Origin of the sequence: Burkholderia sp. MSMB1459WGS (assembly GCF_001534535.1) — a bacterium.
GTDB lineage: Bacteria > Pseudomonadota > Gammaproteobacteria > Burkholderiales > Burkholderiaceae > Burkholderia.
On record NZ_LPMU01000022.1, the window covers coordinates 1 to 1,647 of the forward strand.

1 protein-coding gene is annotated in these 1,647 nt (G+C 61.0%); it reads left to right on the forward strand.

Annotation, left to right across the window (positions count from 1 at the left end):
* Positions 1 to 127 precede the first annotated feature (127 nt).
* Complete coding sequence (locus WT97_RS07790; RefSeq protein ID WP_054316149.1) at positions 128 to 1,528, forward strand: ISNCY family transposase; 1,401 nt, start codon at positions 128 to 130, stop codon at positions 1,526 to 1,528.
* Positions 1,529 to 1,647 lie beyond the last annotated feature (119 nt).

Consider the following 1,647-nt stretch of genomic DNA (forward strand, 5'->3'; position numbering starts at 1 on the left):
GTGTAGGAGCAAAGTTGTAATGTCGCATCTGGGCAAAGTTGAAATGTCGTAGTTCGAGGGTTTCGGCGCATGCTGGCGGCGGTTTGAACTGCCGGAGCGCATCGTGGGCCAACCTGGACTGATCACCATGAGCATGCGGGAGCTGGATCGTCTGAAGGTCGTGGAAGCCGTGATCGAGCAGCGTCTGATGCCTTGGCGAGCCGCGGAGCGACTCGGGATCAGTCGACGGCAGATTGAACGGCTGGTGGCCCGGTATCGCGCGGCTGGCCCGGGCGGGCTGGTTTCGCAGCGTCGTGGCCACGCGAGCAACCATCAGCTGCCTCAGGATTTGGCGCACCGTGCCTTGAGCCTGATTCGTGAGCGTTACGCCGATTTTGGGCCGACGCTGGCTTGCGAGAAGCTCTGGGAATGCCATGGGCTGCAGTTGTCGAGGGAAACAGTCAGAAGGCTGATGACAGACGCTGGGCTCTGGATTCCGCGCCGGCAACGACCGCCGAAGGTCTACCAGCCGCGAGCTCGTCGTGCCTGCCTGGGCGAACTGATCCAGATCGACGGTAGCGATCATCGATGGTTCGAGGAACGGGCGCCGGCCTGCACGCTGCTGGTGTATGTGGATGACGCAACGAGCCGGCTGATGCATCTGCATTTTACGGCGACCGAATCGACCTTCAGCTACTTCGAGGCAACGCGGGCGTATCTGGAGCGCCACGGCAAGCCGGTAGCGTTCTACAGCGACAAGTACAGCGTGTTCCGCAGCCCGACCGCGGGCAAGACCGGAAGCAGCGTGACGCAGTTCGGTCGGGCCATGTATGAACTGAACATCGACACGTTCTGCGCGAACAGCAGTTCGGCCAAGGGACGTGTCGAGCGAGCGCACCTGACGCTGCAGGACCGGTTGGTCAAGGAAATGCGCTTGCGCGGGATCAGCACGGTAGCCGATGCCAACGCGTATGCGCCCTCCTTCATCGCCATGTATAACGCGCGCTTCGCGAAGCCGCCGCGCAGCGACTTCAATGCACACCGACCGCTGCGAGACGACGAGAATCTGGACCGGTTGATGACCTGGCGCGAAACGCGTCGGGTCTCGAAGTCGCTCACGGTGCTGTACGACCGTGTGCTGTATCTGCTGGACGATACGCTCGAGAGTCGGAAGCTGATTCATCGCTACATCGACGTCTGGGAGTACCCGGATGGCCGGATCGAAATACGGGCCGATGGCGAGGTATTGCGATGTCGCCTTTACGACAAGCTGGCAGAGGTCGATCAAGGCGCGATCATCGAACACAAGCGTCTGAGTCATGCGCTGCAGGTGGCTGAAGCGATCCAGGCGCAGCGCGACAACCGGCGGATCTCGGGATCGCCATCGCGCGCCAATCAGGGGCTGCAGGTGCGGGCCAAGTCATCGTTGCCAGGTGCCAAGAAGCAGCGTGCGTTCACGGAAGCCGACATCAAAGCAGCCATTCTGCAGGTCGCTTCACAAACACATCAAGCGGAATCGAACCGGCGGCCTGCGAAGGCCCGCGGGTGAACGTAAGCGCCCTGCTGCTTCAGCTCGGCGCTTCAACATTGAATGACGGAAAGGCCGATGAAACATGCGACATCTGTATTTAGCTGGCGCTACGACATCTGAATCCGGGTATGACATTG